17 protein-coding genes are annotated in these 17,220 nt (G+C 69.3%); 9 read left to right on the forward strand and 8 right to left on the reverse strand.

What is annotated here, in order from left to right; translation table 11 throughout:
• Window positions 1-309 precede the first annotated feature (309 nt).
• On the forward strand, window positions 310-1,236 hold the full coding sequence (locus ISP_RS19355) for a hypothetical protein (protein ID WP_037374475.1): 927 nt from the start codon (window positions 310-312) through the stop codon (window positions 1,234-1,236).
• A 330-nt stretch (window positions 1,237-1,566) separates the two neighbouring features.
• A complete protein-coding gene (locus ISP_RS19360; protein ID WP_013225503.1) occupies window positions 1,567-1,887 on the forward strand; it encodes a hypothetical protein in 321 nt (106 codons plus the stop codon).
• Between the two features lie 358 nt (window positions 1,888-2,245).
• Here the strand turns inward: ISP_RS19360 and ISP_RS48280 are convergent, their stop codons facing one another.
• Complete coding sequence (locus ISP_RS48280) at window positions 2,246-2,740, reverse strand: SDR family NAD(P)-dependent oxidoreductase (protein ID WP_378249492.1); 495 nt, start codon at window positions 2,738-2,740, stop codon at window positions 2,246-2,248.
• A gap of 93 nt (window positions 2,741-2,833) precedes the next feature.
• Here ISP_RS48280 and ISP_RS19375 point away from each other — a divergent pair, with 93 nt between their 5' ends.
• Entirely contained in the window at window positions 2,834-3,274 is a 441-nt protein-coding gene (locus tag ISP_RS19375; protein ID WP_014466994.1) for a nitroreductase family deazaflavin-dependent oxidoreductase, read from the forward strand.
• A gap of 51 nt (window positions 3,275-3,325) precedes the next feature.
• Here ISP_RS19375 and ISP_RS19380 read toward each other — a convergent pair whose 3' ends face one another.
• Window positions 3,326-3,670 (reverse strand): hypothetical protein, encoded by a 345-nt coding sequence (locus ISP_RS19380; protein ID WP_013225506.1) that lies wholly within the window; start codon window positions 3,668-3,670, stop codon window positions 3,326-3,328.
• 243 nt (window positions 3,671-3,913) lie between these two features.
• Window positions 3,914-4,486: a TetR/AcrR family transcriptional regulator gene (locus ISP_RS19385; RefSeq protein ID WP_013225507.1), complete on the reverse strand. Its 573-nt coding sequence runs from the start codon at window positions 4,484-4,486 to the stop codon at window positions 3,914-3,916.
• Between the two features lie 270 nt (window positions 4,487-4,756).
• On the opposite strand from ISP_RS19385, the gene ISP_RS19390 reads away from it, so the two are divergent.
• Window positions 4,757-5,902 carry a VOC family protein gene (locus tag ISP_RS19390; protein WP_013225508.1) on the forward strand — a complete coding sequence of 382 codons (1,146 nt, stop codon included), beginning with the start codon at window positions 4,757-4,759 and terminating at the stop codon, window positions 5,900-5,902.
• A gap of 336 nt (window positions 5,903-6,238) precedes the next feature.
• Window positions 6,239-6,463, forward strand: coding sequence for a hypothetical protein (locus tag ISP_RS19395; protein WP_013225509.1), 225 nt, complete (start codon window positions 6,239-6,241; stop codon window positions 6,461-6,463).
• Window positions 6,464-6,549: 86 nt separating this feature from the next.
• Here ISP_RS19395 and ISP_RS19400 read toward each other — a convergent pair whose 3' ends face one another.
• Together ISP_RS19400 and ISP_RS19405 are read right to left on the reverse strand one after the other, a co-directional pair.
• Window positions 6,550-7,320, reverse strand: a complete 771-nt coding sequence (locus ISP_RS19400) for an ABC transporter permease (protein WP_013225510.1) — start codon at window positions 7,318-7,320, stop codon at window positions 6,550-6,552.
• A gap of 8 nt (window positions 7,321-7,328) precedes the next feature.
• Window positions 7,329-8,420, reverse strand: a complete 1,092-nt coding sequence (locus tag ISP_RS19405) for a serine hydrolase domain-containing protein (protein ID WP_013225511.1) — start codon at window positions 8,418-8,420, stop codon at window positions 7,329-7,331.
• Window positions 8,421-8,884: 464 nt separating this feature from the next.
• On the opposite strand from ISP_RS19405, the gene ISP_RS19410 reads away from it, so the two are divergent.
• Window positions 8,885-9,043, forward strand: coding sequence for a hypothetical protein (locus ISP_RS19410; protein WP_265049917.1), 159 nt, complete (start codon window positions 8,885-8,887; stop codon window positions 9,041-9,043).
• Between the two features lie 124 nt (window positions 9,044-9,167).
• Here the strand turns inward: ISP_RS19410 and ISP_RS19415 are convergent, their stop codons facing one another.
• Complete coding sequence (locus ISP_RS19415; RefSeq protein ID WP_013225512.1) at window positions 9,168-9,521, reverse strand: SgcJ/EcaC family oxidoreductase; 354 nt, start codon at window positions 9,519-9,521, stop codon at window positions 9,168-9,170.
• Window positions 9,522-9,524: 3 nt separating this feature from the next.
• Entirely contained in the window at window positions 9,525-10,232 is a 708-nt protein-coding gene (locus tag ISP_RS19420; RefSeq protein WP_013225513.1) for an SDR family NAD(P)-dependent oxidoreductase, read from the reverse strand.
• A gap of 122 nt (window positions 10,233-10,354) precedes the next feature.
• On the opposite strand from ISP_RS19420, the gene ISP_RS19425 reads away from it, so the two are divergent.
• The 3 genes from ISP_RS19425 (at window position 10,355) to ISP_RS19435 (ending at window position 13,149) form a co-directional block, all read left to right on the forward strand.
• Window positions 10,355-11,275 carry a LysR family transcriptional regulator gene (locus ISP_RS19425; RefSeq protein ID WP_013225514.1) on the forward strand — a complete coding sequence of 307 codons (921 nt, stop codon included), beginning with the start codon at window positions 10,355-10,357 and terminating at the stop codon, window positions 11,273-11,275.
• A 501-nt stretch (window positions 11,276-11,776) separates the two neighbouring features.
• Window positions 11,777-12,391, forward strand: coding sequence for an RNA polymerase sigma factor (locus tag ISP_RS19430; RefSeq protein WP_013225515.1), 615 nt, complete (start codon window positions 11,777-11,779; stop codon window positions 12,389-12,391).
• Window positions 12,391-13,149, forward strand: a complete 759-nt coding sequence (locus ISP_RS19435) for a hypothetical protein (protein ID WP_013225516.1) — start codon at window positions 12,391-12,393, stop codon at window positions 13,147-13,149. Before ISP_RS19430 ends, ISP_RS19435 begins: the two co-directional genes overlap by 1 nt.
• Window positions 13,150-13,861: 712 nt before the next feature.
• Here ISP_RS19435 and ISP_RS19440 read toward each other — a convergent pair.
• Complete coding sequence (locus ISP_RS19440; RefSeq protein WP_013225517.1) at window positions 13,862-17,215, reverse strand: glycosylhydrolase-like jelly roll fold domain-containing protein; 3,354 nt, start codon at window positions 17,213-17,215, stop codon at window positions 13,862-13,864.
• Window positions 17,216-17,220 lie beyond the last annotated feature (5 nt).

Below are 17,220 nucleotides of genomic sequence, written 5' to 3' on the forward strand. Positions count from 1 at the left end.
CAGCGGAAGTGACGCCGGACCGTCCCGCCGTGCGTCCTTGGCGGCCGGGCGCATCGCCCTTTCGGGCACTTCGTCGTTCCGCTCTGGAAACCGGGATCTTGAAGCCTGCGAAAGATGGAGCAACGATCTTCTGATCGCAGCAGTCGCGGCCATCGGCTGGGTTGCCTCGAAGATGCCGTTCGGAATCTTTGCGCTCATGGGGCACGCGTATATTGCACAAGCGTGCCGCGGAGATGGCTGGAGAAGTCATCGACGGCCGCGACTTGGACTCGCTGATCTTGGACGATGGGTGATAGAGTGGTCGGCCGAATGAGCAAACATCCGGATGACGTATGGATTCGCGCTGTTCAGTTCGTGCCGCGTTCCGAGCGCATATGCGTGCGGCTGGTCGATCTGGTGCTGGCCGTTGTAGTCAAACTGCGAAAGGGGTCGAGGCCGAGAAAGGGCACCGGCTCTCATCCCGAGCTCGCCGAGCTGGTGAGACTCGGGCACTCCGAAGACATGGTCGTCGATGCGCGGAGGCGCGCGTTCTACGATGTCGAGGCTCCTATGGTAACCTTGATACTTGTTGTCTTGTCACTGGTTCCGGTATGGATAAGTGCTTCCGCCCTCGCTCTCCTCGAGCTGAGAATCTTGAATCTTGTGCTATCCGCCCTGTTGGTCTCCCATTTCATATTTCTGGGTTATGTTGTCCACTGGGCCGTCCTGCGCAAGTACCGCAACCCTGATCTTCGTCTTTTCGATAATTTGCTTGCCGCCGTCGAAACCCTGGTCTTCCTGCGCAGATACCAAATCTTGTCCTTCAAGCCCTCGGTGCAGGGAAAAGGGCAAATCGTCAAGGAGCGCAGGGAATTGCGCCAGGCTCTGCGGTGGGAGGCGAAGGTCACGGTTTCCCAGGCGGCGAAACTCACCGGAACGACGCCGGAGGACGAGGAGTACTTCAAGTGTGCACGAATTGGCCTCTGGCTCGTGCATGCCTCAAAAAATGTCAACGACATCGATGCAATCGATGCTGCCCTGCGGGAATGTGGTACGTACCTCCACCATCTGTTGTACAACAAGCCTTGGACTCTTGCTGAAATATCGGCTCCTCCGGGTCGGGTGGAGGACTTGCCGTTCAGGGACGTGCTGCGGGCTGCGCGTCAGGTCCGGCTGGCGATCGAGGCAGGCTTTGTCACTGCTCTGCTGGGTGCGGCAGCAGCGGTGTTTGCTTTTGTGGCTAGAGTCTTCCAGTGACGACGAGATCGCCGACGCGCTGGTGGTCGAACTGGCGCGGTGAAGACCCATGTCGCCGGGGCGAGCGGCCGGCTCGCAGGTCGAGTTGGGCACGGTCTGCCGAGGGACTCGTGCTCCCTTGTTCCGACACCATCCCACCCGGCCGGGGACGCTGGTTGCTGGCCCGCCGCTCACATCACCCTGGCCATGCTCGCCCACACCGTCACCGCCGCGATAGCCCCCAAAGCCCTGGCAGAGGCCTCGTCCCGGTCACGCTGGGCGAGGTCAAGCGTCTCCTGGCACACCTGATCACGACCCCGCTCAACCGCCTCGAGCTGCCACTACCCGGCCATGCCGCGCGAGTTCGCCTTCGCCTATCCCGCCGCGTTCGCCCGGCTCAACGACCTCGCCCTGACCGCATTGCCCAGCGTGTCGGGCACGCTGCGCGGCGCCGAAGCCGACCACGTCAACGTCGACGGCATCAGCCGCGTGTGGTTGATCGAAACCGGCGGCAACAGCGTCCCCGCCCCATTGACCGGGATGCACCACGTCGTCACATACCCAGCAGGCAACGTCATCGTCGCTCTCTATGAACGGCAACCGCCGCGGAACGATCAGCTCGGACAGGCGGAGGCGCTTGGTGCAAGTGCACCACGTCGCGAAACCGGCTGACCTCGCACACCCGACCCCGGCCAATTCGATGTCGCGTTGGGCCCGGAACAGTTCACGGGTGTCGATCAGGACGCAGTCCGGCGTAGAGCAACATCTGGGTGTACGCGTCGGCGGGCAGGCTGGGGTAGGTCACGGCTTGCCGCTCTGGGCGGCGACTTCGGCGGCGAAGTCGGCCATGGTGAAGGGTGTGCCGCCCAGTTCGTACGCGGTGCCGTCATGACCGTCGCTGGTGAGGACGGCGGCAGCGGCGGCGAAGTCGGCACGGGTGGCGCCGGAGATCCGGCCGTCGCCCGCGCGGAGCCGGCGATCACACCGAGCGATTCGATCTGCGTGCTGACCGGACCGCGGGTGGTGCGGATCAGGCTTTGGAGCCGCCGAGCATGGCCAGGACCTGGTCGTAGGAGCCGTTGGCCACGGCGTCGCGGGCGAACTCGGCGCCTTCCACGACGATCTCCTGGGCGGCTGGATCGGCCTCCAGCAGCGCCAGGGCCTCAGTCAGGAACTCGTCCAGCGGCATGGCCTGCTCGTTGTCCTGCTGGCCCATCAGCCCGGTCCGGACCCCCGGCGGGGCCACCTCGATCACCTGAACCGGGGTGTCGGCCAGTTGGACCCGCAGGCTCTCGGTGAACGAGTGCAGGGCTGCCTTGGTCGCGCTGCAACCCGGCGACGTCGGCCTGCGCTCCGGACCGCGGCGGCGTACCGGTGGACATGCCGGCGAGCTGCGCGACCTCCTCGCGGCGCAGTCCCTGCGTACGCCTGCGCGGCCCCTCGACCAGCCCGACGTCGCGGGGGCGCAAGATCGCACGCCGGTGCCGCAGGAATTCGCCCAGTCCATTCCTGTCCATGCCGTCATGCTCGCCGTATCCCGCCTGGCTGTCCAGAGACCGCCGATCCATGGAACAGCGGTCCTCTCCCACCGGCGCGAATCCGGTGGTTACCTGAGGCCATGCCGCTTGAAGGTGAATATGAACCCAGCCCCAGCCAGTGGGTACGAGACCAGGTGGATCTCTACGAGAGTTCCGGCGGCACTGAAGGCATCAGTCCTCGCGGCAGGCCGACGATCCTGTTGACCACCCTTGGCGCGAAGACCGGAAAGCTTCGCAAGACTCCGGTGATGCGCGTCGAGCACGAGGGCACGTACGCCGCTGTGGCCTCGCTCGCCGGCGCCCCGAAACACCCGCTCTGGTACTTCAACATGGTCGCCAGCCCACTGGTCGAACTCCGCGACGCCACGCAGACCTGGGACATGGAAGCCCGGGAGATCCACGGGGAAGAGAAGGCCGTGTGGTGGCAGCGTTGCTTGGCCGCGTACCCGGATTATGCGGACCACCAGAAGAAGACCGAGCGGGAGATTCCGGTCTTCCTCCTGGAGCCGGTCGAGAACTGACACGCCACCGGCCAGGCCTGTCCCGCCACGATGCGGTCAGTCCGACGCCGATCACCTCGGCCAGGTGGCGCATCTGATGGTCGAAGGACTCGTCTTGAGCCTCGATCGCGTTGCTGAGCTGGCCGGACAGCTCCGCTGACGGAACGGTGAGCTGCCGCTGATCATGGCAAGGACGTGGTCATGGAAGCCCGTGGCCACCGCGTCGCGGATAAACCTGGCGCGCTCGACGACCAGTTCCTTCGCGTCGGGTTTATCGAGCAGGTCGAGGGTGTCGGTGAGGAAGTCGTCCGACGGCATGGACTGCTCGCTGTCCTCCTGGCCCACCAGGGTCATGCGCACGCCTGGCGGGACCGCGTCGTCCTTGCCCACCAGCAGCGGCAGGAATGCGTTCGTCATCCGGATCGGGCCGAGCAGATTGGTCGCGACGTGATCCTCGGCCCAGACCCAACTCGTCGAGGCGACCCTGGACCTGTCGGACGCGCAGTGGCCACCACCCTCGGGGTGGAGCGGACACGACCGGGCCGCTCACCCCCGAGGAAGGCGCCAAGATCACCCGAATCTGTCGGAAGGTGCGCGACGCCGCATCGCTCCCGGTCGCGGGCCACGAGGCGACCGCCAGCGCGCCACCGGAGCGCCGGTTCACCCCGGGCTCGGGAGGCCGGAGAGCAGGGCGGCGGCCGCTCTGTCGAAGGGGGCGATGCTGCCTGCGGCGCGGCACAGGATGTGGGCGCCTTCGAGGGTGACGATCATGAGGGTGGCCAGATCGGCGGCTTGGGACGAGCTCATTCCGGCGTGGGTGAGTTTTCCGGCGAGTTCGTCGCCCCAGCCGGTGAATGCATCGGCCGCGACAGTGCGCAGGCTGCTCTGGTCGGCATTGGCCGCGCCGCCGTCGACGGTGACGGCCGCGACTGCGCAGCCGCCGCCCTCGGCGGACGCCTGTACCACGGGACGGACGTTGCCGAGGAACGCCTCCACGACTTCGCGTGGCGTTCGGGCCGGCAGTTCGTGCAGGTGGCCGCGGACGTCTTCGGCGTTGCGGCGGGCGGCTTCGAGTGCGAGCTGCTGTTTGCCGCCCGGGAAATGGTGGTAGATCGCTCCGCGCGCGGCACCACTCTCGGCCAGGACGTCGGTGAAGGACATCGCGGCCAGGCCGTGGCGCTGCAGCAGTCCGATCGCGGCGCTGATCATGCGGGACTTCGTGTCCGCGGCCATCGAGACCCCCTTGACTAGTACGGCCATCCTAGTCCATGCTCGCCCCACTAGGACGAGCGTACTAGTGCGAGCGGGCTGGACCGCCTCCCTTCGCCGAAGAAGCCCGCCGGGCCGGAGCCCCGGCCACGACACGGCTGTTCGACGGCGACATCGTCAGAGACGCCAGCATCGACCTGCACTCGCCCTACTACACCTGAGCCGCCGAGCCGGCTCCGAACACCGCCTCGCGTCGCTGCCGGAGCGAGGCGGCCTCAACGGAAAGCGATCTCGATGAACCTGCACCCCGGGAACACCGTGAGCTGGATCGACCTCGGCACCCCCGACATGGGGGCGACGACGGCGTTCTACACCGCGCTGTTCGGCTGGACCGTCGCCCCACCGGACGCCACCGGCTACCGGCTCTGCACGCTGCGCGGGCAGCTCGTCGCCGCCTTGGGGCCGGCCGAGGATGCCGGCGCTCCCTACTGGACAACCAACGTCACCGTGGCGGACATCCACGCCACCGCCACCCGTTTCACGAACCTCGGCGCCAAGATCGTCGTGGTACCCACCCGAGTCGGGACGCTCGGCCACGCCGCCGTCACGATCGACCCCGTCGGCGCACCACTGTCACTCTGGCAGCCCGGAACCCACGACGGCATGCAGCTGAACCACGAACCGGGGACCTTCGCCCGCATCAGCCTGCTCACCGACCACCCCGCGCAAGCCGCCGCCTTCTACCGGCCGGCCCTGCACTGGACCTCCAACCCCCAGCACACCGAGTTCCGGCTGCCGGACGGCTCCGTCGCCGCCACCGGCAAGCCGCCAGGGAAACCGACGTCGCAGCGATCACTCTGGCTGGTCAGTTTCGCCGGCAACAACCCCACCGCCGACATCGGGCGGGCCCGACGGCTCGGTGCCACCGAAGTTCGCCAGGACGCCAACGGAGACGTGGTCATGCGCGATCCCGCCGGCGCCCTGTTCGGCCTCACCCAGCACGTGAGCACCGCGGACCAGTCCGGTGCCGCGGCCGCGGATGGCGTCGTCTGCAAGGGCTCGACGGTGACGCTGTCCGGAGAATCGGGTGCGCCCGCCGCGTCCAGCAACCAGTTCCCGGTCGGCACGATGCCGAAGGTCACCAACCTGGACAACGCCAAGTTCATCACCGTGCCGGTGACCGCGAAGTCCGGCAGCTGCGTGCGACCGGGTGCGGGCATCGGAGGAAACGCTGATCCGATCGGCAAAACGCGGCATCACCGGCCGCTTGGCACCGCAGACGGCGAGGGACTGATGTCCGGGCAAGGTAGCGTCCCCGACGGACGTTCCGGGCACCCGTGGTTCGTGGGCTGGTCAGCCGTTGGCTGCGCTGGTGTTGACGTCGCCGTTGACGCCCTGGGGGAGGAATCCGCCGGAGCCGGCGGCTTGGGGGTCAGGTAGACGATGTTGAGGACTTGGCCGGGGGAGCGGCTGTAGACGATGCCGTTGGTGTCGGTGGGGACGATGTTGGCGTTGCCGTGGCTGTCGATGACGCCTTGGTCGTCGCCGCACCGATCAAGCCGATAGGAGACGCCGATGAGGAATCGGATATCGAGAGTGGTCGGGTGACACAGAGCTGCTGTGATTGTCACCGTAGGCGCCGTGCTGATGCTGCCCACCGCCGCGGCGTCGCCACCGGCGCACCGGCAGCGGCTGCCGGTGTCGTGCTGCCACACGCCACCTGTGCGTCGTTGACAGCGAACAACTTCACCGGCGTCCCTGACGCGATGTCCCGGGGTGACGTTGGCGAAGGACGTGACCGACAACGACTCCGTCGGGAATTTGCTGCAGCCGTCGGTGGCCACCGACCGCGCGCCGGTGAGCAACGGTGAGCTCGTTCTCGCCGCCGACGACCAAGGCCATCAGGCGGCCTCCGGGACGGACGGCGCGTGGGTGGCGAGCGACCCGGCGCTGCGGGCGGTGTTCGGGTACGGCTCCGAGCACAGCCGACCATGCCGTTGACGGTGATCACCCGGCCGAAGTGGATCGCCACACTGCTCCGGCTCGGGCCGGATCTGCTCCGACGACGATCGGAAACCGGCTGCTCCTCAGGCGTCGCGGGTTTTCGCCACGGTGATCGCGATCGCAAGCAGGCTGAACGCGATCGCGGCGAAGTAGGCCAGCGCCCACCCCTGATCCAAGGGTGTGGTGGACAACGACACCGGTCCCGCTCCATGGGCGCGCGCGTTGGACGCCCCGGTGCCGGTGAGGAACTTCGTGGCCACGTTGAACGGCATCCACTGGTAGATGTTCTTGCCCACGCCGGGGACGATCCGGACCAGCTTCTCGACGGCGAGTGCGTAGACCAGCAACAATGTGATCGTGCCTGCGCTGTGCCGGAGCAGCACACCCACTGCGACCGCGATGACGGCGGCCAGTGCGTAGAGCACGCCGACGCCGGTCACGTTAACAAAGTCCGCGCCGCTGTCCAGGGCGAGATCGGCGCGGGGTTGCAGCAATGTGGCCACGAACCACGAGCCGAACGCGCCGGCCTCACCGATGGACAGGGCGAGCAGGGCCACCACCACGGTCTTGGCGAGCAGGGCCGGGCTGCGCCCCGGTACCGCCTGGAAAGTCGTGCGGATCGTGCCGAAGCGGTATTCGGTGGTCACCGACAACGCGGCCAGCACCATGATCACGGCCACGCCGAAGTCGTAGCCGTACTGGGTCGAGGCGACAGTGGCGGTGAATTCGGCGTCTTCCCGGGTGCCGGCGATGAGAGCCGCGAATCCGACACTCACGACCCATGCGGTCGCCGCGCACCACCAGGGCGAACGCGTGGAGAACAACTTGATGCGCTCTACGGCGAGCAGTGCCATGGGTTTCCTTACCCGCAGAAGACTTCGTCGACGAGCTGGCGATAGCCCTGCAGCGGCGTTTGCCGGGCGGCTGTGGTCAGGGACAGTTGGAGGCGGATGCGGCCGTCGCGGGTGGTGGCCAAGAGCGTGTCGTAGCCGGGGACGTCGCCGGTGTGGCCCCAGACCCGCACACCGCAGGACAGCACGTTGGTGCTCAGGCCCAGACCGTAGGCGCTGCCGGCCGGGGACAACGTGGTCATGTTCGTGAGTTGGGCGGGGGTGAGCAGCCGGCCGCCGAACAGGGCTGCGGTGAAGGTGTCGAGGTCGGCGGTGGTGGAGATGATCTCGCCGGCGGCCCAGCCGACGGACGGGTTCATCGCGGTGACGTCGACGAGGGCGCCGTCGCGGGGGGTGTAGCCGTGGGCGTGCGGGCCGGGGATGGTGGTGCGGTCGCCGGGCAGGGAAGTGTCGTGGAGGCCGAGCGGGCGGATGATCCGGTTCCGGACGGCGGTGGCCCAGGAGCGGCCGGTGAGGTGTTCGACGAGCAGCCCGACGACGATGTAGTCGGTGTTGGAGTACTTCGACGCGGTGCCGGGCGGGAAGTTCAGGGGGTGGGCGGTGGCGATGGCCACCAGGTCCTGTGGGTCCCAGTGCCGTTGGAGCTCGGCCGGGTCGCCGGTGAGGTCGTCGGAGTAGTTGTACAGGCCGCTGCTGTGCTGCAGCAGCATGCGGACGGTGATCCGGTCCCCGTCGGGCAGCAGTCCGGGCAGGTACCGGGACACGGTGTCGTCGAGGGCGAGCCGCCCTTCGCCGGCGAGCTGGAGGAGGACGGTGGCGGTAAAGGTCTTGGTGACGCTGGCGATCCGGAACCGCCCGTTCACCGGCACGCCGCGGGGGGATCCCAGCCGGGCGACGCCGCTGCGGGCGGTGAACTCCTGGCCGTCGGCGGCGATTCGGACCTGCGCGCCGGCGGCTCCGGTGGTGGTCATCAGGTCCAGCGCCCGGATGATCGCTTGACGGTCGGGACCGCCGCTCGCGGCGGCGGTCCCGACCATGGCGAGCGACAGCCCTGCGATGCCGGCGACGGCCAGCGCGGTGAACCTGATTCCTGGGTGTCTCAAGGAATTCTTCCTCCGGGTCGGTGAGGCAACCAGTGTTGCGGTGGAGCGCGGCCCGCAGCATCCGGGATGATCCCTACCGGACCTCCCGGAGCCGGCCACTGGTGCACTTGTCCTGTTTCGCGGCTGTCATCCGGCGGCTGAAGCTCGGGAGCGTGACCCGGTCCGCAACGCAAGCTGCTTGTTCTCGCCAATGAGCCGCGAGCCTGGAGGTGCTCGGCGGGGATCGCTTGTTGCTCGATGTCGGTTCGGCATGACCAGCTGGGGCTACCTCGACGCAGGGCGACCTCTGCACAAATGCGCCGACACGCTGGGTTCTGAAGCGTCTGCGCGAGGTGAGCCCGCACCGGATGGACGCGGTCATCGCGGCCGTCGGGGCGCCGGCAGGTCCAGCAGTCGCCGGCGGGCGACGACCGTGAATCCGGCGGGCCTCACGTGTCGGAGACGAGCCCTGCTATCACGTCGATATCGAGACTGATGACGTGTCGGCGGAAGTAGCCCGTCTGACAGCTCTGGGCGCGAAGCCGGTCTCGCGTTGGCTGGAGTGTCACACACTGCGCGCGCCCGGCGGCCCGTTCACACCGCTCGTCTGGGCAATGACGAACAACCCCTTCGTCGGCATGTGAGTGCGTACGAGGCGGGTCATCTTCGGCCGCGACTCCCTGCGGTTGGCCGGGTTGTCGCATCGGCTTCACTCGAAGTCGATGGAGCCTCGCGCCACCGGCGAGGAACTCCGTCGTCTTGCTCCTTTCAGAGCCGCGAGACCTGGTAGTGGGCGATCAGCCAGCGGTCGCCGGTGCGGCGGGCGACGACGCTCAGGTGCACCGGCAGCGTCGGCCGGTCGGTGAAGGCGAACTCGACGCCGGCGTACCCGAGGACGACGTCTTCGGCCAGGCGGCGGGTCTCCACGATCCGGTAGTCCGCCGTCATGCCGCGTGGCTGGGCGTCGTAGTACGCCGCCACGCCGGCTCGGCCCACGCTGTACGGGTGGAGGCCCTGGAAGATCGCGTCTTCGGTGAAGAGTTCCGCGACGCGCTCGGGCTCGTGCGCGTCGACCGCCGCCTTCCAGGTGTCCAGCACGGTGCTGAGGATGTCGGTGCTCATGGGTCAGTGCCCCGCGCTCTGGCCGCCGTCGACGTGCAGGATCTCGCCGGTGACGAACGGCGCGCCTTCCAGGTAGACGACCGCGGCGACGATGTCGCCCGGGTCGCCGATCCGGCCGACCGGGTGCAGGGCCGCCAGGGCCTCGTGCGTCGAAGCCGGGTGCATCGGGGTGCGGATGATGCCCGGCGACACCGCGTTCACGCGGACGCCGCGGGTGGCGTACTCGACGGCCAGTGACTTCGTCACCGAGTTCAGGCCGCCCTTGGTCAGCGCCGCCAGCGCCGAGGGCACCGCGCTGTTCGCGTGGTCGGTCAGGCTGGTGGTGACGTTGACGACGTGCCCGCCGCCGACCTCGAGCATCGCGGTGATCGCCCGTTGGGTGACCTCGAAGAAGCCACGCAGGTTGACGCCGGTCACCAGGTCGAAGTCGGCGCCGGTGTAGTCGGTGAACGGCTTCGCGACGAAGACGCCGGCGTTGTTGACCAGGGTGTCGACGCGGCCGAACGTGGCCAGGGCCTGGTCGATCACGCGGGCGCCGACGGCCGGGTCGGCGATGTCGCCCGCGACGGCCAGGATCCCGGCGTCGCCTGATGGGGTGATGGACCGCGAGTTCGCGACCACGGCGTAGCCGAGCTTGCGGTACGCCTCGACCAGGGCCGCGCCGATGCCCTGCGAAGCGCCGGTGACGACCGCGACCTTCTGGGTGCTCATTTCTGTGGACCTCCTCGAAGTGGTGCTTCCGAAGCCGATGGTGTGCCGGACCCGGGCGCTTCGCCACGACCGGTTCGCTTCCACTTGGGAGGCACAACCTCCCACCGCATTAAGCTGCCGCCATGGAGCTACGCCAGCTTCGGTACTTCGTGGCCGTCGCCACAGAGCTGAACTTCGGCCGGGCCGCCGAACGGCTGCGCATCGCCGGGCCGTCGCTGTCCCAGCAGATCAAGGCGCTGGAACGGGACCTCGGCGTCCGCCTCTTCGACCGTGACCGCCGTTCGGTCACGCTGACCGAGTGCGGGGAATCGCTGCTGCCCCAGGTCCGGGCGCTGCTGGAGCAGGCGGACGAGCTGCGCCGGTCGGCCGCGGGGATCGCGGCGCGCGAGCCGGTGCGGCTGGGCTACGTGAACTGGCGCCCGGCCGACCTGCTCGATCGGGTGGCGGGCGTCGCGCACCTGCACGTCGACACGTGGGTGTTGCCTTCGCACACCCAGTTGCGCCGGGTGGCCGACCGGAGCATCGACCTGGCGATCTGCTGGGCGCGGGCCGCCGACCTGGCCGAACTCGGGCTGGAGGCACGCCTGATCGGTGCGGACCGGCTGTACGCGGTCGGCGCGGGCACCGGCGAGGTCGCGGCCCGGGACGTCGTCGTGCTGGTCGACGCCGACACGGCCAGCTGGGCGTCGTGGAACGCCTACGCCGAGGAGTTCGCCCGGGCGACGGGCGCCGAGGTGGTGCACACCGACGACGGGGGATCCACGGGCCCGGCGCTGTTCGACCACGCCCGCCGGCTGCGGCGGCCGGTGCTCAACAACCCGAAGGGCCAGACGACGCCGGTGCCGCCGGACCTCGGGCGGCGGCCGGTGGTCGACCCGGCGCCGTTGTGGACGTGGTCGCTGGTGTCCCGCCGCGACGAGACCCGCCCGCCGGTCCACGCGGCCATCGCGGCCCTCACCCGGGACGTCGGTTCCCTGGACCTCGGTACTGGATGGCTGCCCGGCGACGACCCGCACGCCGTCGAGCGGGATTCTGCCGGATAAGAGCACCAGTTATGGCGAAGCGCGCTGTCGGCGGCAGACGAGGACGTTTTGGAGTGCCGTAGGGGCCGCCCATGGCTTGGGCTGCGGGTGCTCGGCAAGCAGGGCAACCAAGGAGCAACCCACCTCCGCGTACGCGGCCGGAGAGGTCCTGCTGCGCGGACGAGGCGTCGATGCGATCTACGTGGCCAATGACGAGATGGCGCTCGGGGTCTACCGCGCGTTCTGCGCAGCACTCGGGGCGTTCACCGTGGATCTCCTGTCGGGTGATGGCGTTCCCGGCTCGCGGCTCTTCACCCCGGAACTCGTCGTTCGGCGTAGCACCGCCCGGTAAGCACGCTCACCTCGTCGTGAGCCGCAGCAGCGTGCCCGCCCCGTCGTCGGCTCGACACCACGTCCACCCACGAGAATCACCGTGGCCGGTCCGTGGGACGCAACGGTGTGGGAGCCAGCGGGGACAAGGGGGGTGTGACATCAATTGTGGATCAAGGGTGGGGGCGAAGGATGCAGTCCGACGACAGCCCGGACGACCAAGCCCCTCCTACCGGCAGCGACCAGGCATTATGGGCGCGGGCCGCAGGCGGGGACATCGCCGCGTTCGGGGAGTTGTTCGGTCGGCACGCCGGCGCGGTGTGGAACTACGCCTACCGGCTGACCGGGTCCTGGTCAGCGGCCGAGGACCTGACGTCCTCGACGTTCCTCACCGCGTGGCGACGCCTCGGTGACGTGACGCTGGTCAATGAGAGTGCGCGGCCGTGGCTGTACACCGTGACCGGCAATCTGGCCCGCCGTGAGCAGCGCAGGCTGGGCCGGTTCTCCAGTGCGCTGTCGCGCCTGCCGCGTGGTCGTGTCGTGCGTGATCACGCCGAGGACGTGGCCGAGCAGGTCGACGCGGACCGCCGGTTGCGGGTGGTCTTGGACGCGGTCGCCACGTTGCCTCGAGCTGAGCGACAGGCGGTCGAGCTGTGCCTGCTGGGTGACCTGTCCACCGCGGCCGCCTCCGCCGTCCTCGGGATCACCGAAACGAGCGTGCGCGCCCGGATCTCCCGGGCCCGCGGCCGCCTGCGCGGCCTTCTGCAAGACGCCACACCCACCGTACTGACCACCGAGGAGCCGTGATGATCGACCTGCCACCGGACCGTCCGATGCCCGATCACCTGCAGAATGCCGTGTGGGACCGGGTCGTATCGGAACTGCCGGGCCGGCACCGCAGGAAGCTGGGCACGCCCTTGACGGTCGCCGCCGCGGTCGGCGTCCTCGCGGTCGGTGCCACCGTGCTGTTCGGACCGGTGCATGAGCCGAGTCCGGGCAGCATCGCGGCACCGGCCGGCACCGGATCCGAGTCTCGTGCTCAATCCAAGCCCGTACTCGACGCCGGGAAAATGAAACAGGTCAGAGACTGCGTCAACGCCACCGTTGCCTACGGGTATGCGGTGCCCGATCGGGACAGTTGGCGACCGGCCGCCGAGATCGACAGGGATACCCGGCACGGATTCCTGGTCATCCGTAACGACACGTCCGCGGCGGTCTGCGTCATCGACGATGGCGTGGCCGTCGGCATGATGGGTGCCGACGTCGACGGAATGACCGGCAAGCGCTACGGCTACGCCAAGCTCACCCCCGAGCGTCCCTTCAACTGCTTCACTGGCGTCACTGGTCTCGACGAGCCGACGTTCGAATTCGGGATCGTGACCAACGATGTGACCGCGGTTTCGCTCGTGGGTCCGGACAACTCGGTACATCCCGCGACGATGCGCGACGGCACGTTCGCCGCGAAGATCAACCGCGACGCGCGCGACCACGGCAGTTACCGCGCCCGAATGACCATGAAAAACGGGCATGTCCTCGAAGCCCCGTTGATCTTGAAGCCCCGTTGAGGTAGAGGGAATCCGCTCCAGGTTCTCGTGCCACGTTTCTTCTCGGGCGATCGCATGGCCTGAAGAGATGAGCATGGCGCGGTCGGTAGATCGACGGCGAGAGTTTCGGGAGAACGACAGCAAACCGCATCCAGCACTGTTCGAGGTAAATGATGCGTGAGGAGCAAGGCGGTAATGGTGTTGGCGGCAATAACGCGCCAATCGAGCGATGACCGATCGGTGCTCGAGCGATCGCGGTTTTTGCTCGGGCGGGCGGGGTGGCTGCCGATCGGGGTGGCGGTGGCGTCGGCTCTGGTTTTCCTAATCAGTTCTGGGAGTGAGCCATCCGGCACACTCCTGGTGGTGGCCGGCCGGTAGGTGAGCACTCGGTTTTCCTGGACGCTGGAGTCCTGCTGAAAGACTGTGCCCCTGCCGGTGGGCCGGGAGAATGTGATCGCTGCTGGGATGTCGTGCCCACCGATAGGTGTGAGCACTGCTTGATTAGGTCGCTGATGGTTCTCCCGCCGGCTGCTCGGGGTGATCGAGAGCGGGAGGAACGGTGCGGCTGTTCATCGGAGACGACTGGGCCCCAGCCGGACAGGCGGCCCCGTTCACAGTGAATCCGATCGGAGTGGGATTCGTGGCGGCGGATGATCCGTTTGAAACCCGTCCGAAGGCTTCGCCCGGCTGGAGATCCTGGGATGGCACGGGGGTCAGGGCGCCGGACCGGCGCCTAACGTGCGTTCAAGGCCACGTCGACCAGCAGGTGGGGGCGAAGGGTCACCGGGCCGAACAGGCCGGAGGCGACCGTTTGGCCGCGCGTGTTGGCACCGGTGTTGGTGACCCGCACCCGGATCCGGTTATGGCCGGGTCGCAGGACGGTCGTTACGTCGAACCGGTACGGCGGCCACAGCCGTGACCCGAACGGTTTGCCGTTGACCTCGAGTTCGGCCACCTCGTGGACCTCGCCGAGGTCGAGGGTCCACCGACGGCCGGCCAAGGCGGTTACCTCGACATCCGTTTCGTACCAGGCCGAACCCGAGTACGCCGCGTCCAACTCGGTCCAGGAGCCGAGCGGTCGCGTGCTCACCGGCGCCCCGGCCCGGTCGAAGTGCAACGCCCAGTCGCCCCCGAGCGGGACGGCCGTGAGCGGATCGGAAACGGTCGCGGTGCCGGAGAACGCGCGGCCGCCCTCGGTCGCGGTGACGGTGACCGGTCCCGGTCCGGTCACCCGCACGGTGGCGGTCGCGGTCCGGCCGTCGATCCGCACGCGCTCCACCGGTGCCGACGCGGACACCGCGTGCGCGGGTTCCGGCCCGGCGCGGAACACCACCAGCAGCGTCGCCTTCGGCTCCAGCCGCAGCACCACCGCCGTGCCGCCGCGGGGCTCGCGGCCGAACGGCGCCCGCCGCCACACGCCCGCCGGTGCCACGCTGCCGGTGTCGGGGTCCCACACCTCGGGCACGCCGGTCGCCGGGAACGTCGCGGTGAGGTCCACCGCTTCGGCGCGCTCGTTGAGCACCACGAACGTCGCGCCACCGGCACCTTCCAGGCGCAGCACCCGGACGTCGTCGTGGCGTGGCTCCAGCACCGCGGCCGCGCCGCCGGCGGTGGCCGTCGCTGCCGCGGCCGCAGCGGGGTCGGCCACTCGCACCGCGGAGCGAGCCGTGAACAGCTCGGTGAGGGCGGCGCGCAGGCCCATGTCGTTCCCGCCGGCTTCGCGGGCCGGCGGCTCGCCGACGACGATCACCGTGCCACCGCCGCGGACGAACCGGATCAGGGTGCGCACCGAGCCGATCGCGAGGACGGGCGTCGGCGGCACCACCACGATCCGGTAGGCCTGCTGCCCGACGACCAGCCGTGGCCCGCTCGGCCGGGCGTGGGTCACCAGGGCGGGGTCGGCGTCGAGCGCGCCTTCGTCGAGGAAGTCGAAGTCGACCTGGACGTCCTCCAAGGCGTGCGCGGTGGTCAGGAACGCCGTGTCGAGGGCCGCCATCGCGAGGGTGTCCTGAGTGGACTCGACGGCGCGTTGGGGCTGCAGCAGCGCCGTCTGGGCCTTCGCGGGCGCGCGGCACGCTTCCATCAGCCGGCCGATCCAGTCGTTCAACGGCGTGGACACCGGCCACCAGGGGTTGGCCGGCTGGAACGGGGGAGGGTAGACGATCTGGTTCTCGTCGCTGAACCGCGCGTGCAGCAGCGTGTGGTTGACCCCGCGCACGGCGAAGGCCCCGACCACCTCGCGGACCAGCGCCGGCGTGACCGCCCAGCCGGTGCCGCCCATCGCCTCCAGGTACACCCGTTCCAGCCCGAGCTGGTGCGCGGTGCTGGCCGGCCACCGCGACAGCGTGCGGTGGTAGCCGCGCTGGTAGTGGTCGAAGATCAGGTCGGTGCCCGGGACCTGCGCCCACTGGTTGGTGGTGTTCAGGTTGCCGGAGCTGCGCAGCTGTTCGCCCGGGCCGTACTCGTCCCACAGCGGGTTCGAAATCATCTTCAGGCCGTGCTCGGCCATCCAGCGGCCCTGGTTCCGGTAGTACGCGGCCGCGAACCGGTTGCTCACCGCGCGCCAGAACACTCCGCGCAGCCGGAGGCCGGCCGGGCCGAGATCGTTGTCGTGCACCGCGGTCAGCGCGAGGCCGGGTGCCGTCCCGAGCCGGCGCAGTTCCGCGTCCAGCGTGGGTGACCAGGGCACGGTGTTGAAAGGACCGTCTGCCGAGGCCAGGTAGGGCTCGTCGTCGGCGAAGCCGCGCAGGACTGCCCCGGCCGCCCAGGGGAACCTGCGCACGTACTCACCCGGCACGGCGTCCATGAACAGCCGCACGGCCTCGTCGTCGAGCAGGTCCAGGTAGGCGCGGCCGGTGCCGGTGGGGGTGCTCAGCGGCCGGACGGTGAACAGGTCCAGCCGCCAGCGCCCGGTGGGTGGTGTCCACGTGCCGCCCGCGCGGGCCTGGCCGGTCAGATCGATCAGCGAGGCGGGGTCGGTCGACGACTCCGGCCGGGCGGCCGCGGCGACCAGCGGGACGCCGGTCGCGGGCAGGTCGAAGGCATCGAGCGCGGCCGCGCTGTCGAACGTTTCGGCGTACAGCACGCGGCCGTCCGGATCGCGCACGGTCAAGCTGTCCCAGGACGACCGCTGGGTCGCGACCGCGCGCACCCCCACCCGGCCGATGGCGTACCGCAGGTCGGCCGGGGCCTGGGCGGCCCCGTCGAGCGACACCGTCAACGTCGTCCCCCGGACGCGCACCACCAGCTCGTGATCCGCGGCCGGGTCGAATCCCGGCACCGGCGAACCGCTCCGCGCCAGGCTGAACGCGCCGCCGGTCTGCTGCCAGACGTCCACGGCGCCGTCGGAACGCAGGTCGGCGAGGACGCCGTCGCCCTCGCCGGCGCTGCGGACCATCAACCCCGCCGTGGCGCTTTCGACCCGGACCTTCGCGACGACGTCGTAGTCCTGCCATTGCCCGCCCTCGCGCAGCAGTGTCACGCCGTCGCGGGCGGCGGCGTCGACGAGCAACCTGCCGTCCGTCACCGACAACCCCCGGCTCACCAGCGGCACCGGAACGCCGCCGGTGACGGTCAGGACCTGGTGTCCCACCCCCTTGAGCCGCAGGTCCGGCCGTGGCTGGTAGTTCCGGTCGCCGACCTTCCCGCCGTCGACGACGAGTCCACCGGCGCGGCCGCTCGGGAAGTAGTCGTCGTTGAACAGCCACAGGTGCATGCCGTGCCGCTGGGCCTCGCGCAGGGTGAACTCGATGAGCGTGAACCAGTCCTCGGTGAAGAACGCCGGCTTCAGCGCCGCGGTGTCGAACGGGAACACCAGCACTTCGTGGATGCCTTTGTCGAGAAGGTCCGCCAGCCCGGCGGTCACGAGGTCCGTGGTGACGGTGCCGTTCCAGAACCACAGCACGGTGGGCCGCGAGTCCGGGCGGGGATCGGCGAACCGCCTCGCCGGATCCCCGGGGCCGGGCGCGGCGGCGGCCACGGGCCACCCGCCGGCCGTGCCGATGATCACCGCGGCCGACGCGAGCGCGAGTACGTGCCGCCGGGACAACGCCCCATCGCCTTCGGCTGGTGTTTCACGCTCGCTCATCGCGC

Origin of the sequence: Amycolatopsis mediterranei (assembly GCF_026017845.1) — a bacterium.
GTDB lineage: Bacteria > Actinomycetota > Actinomycetes > Mycobacteriales > Pseudonocardiaceae > Amycolatopsis > Amycolatopsis mediterranei.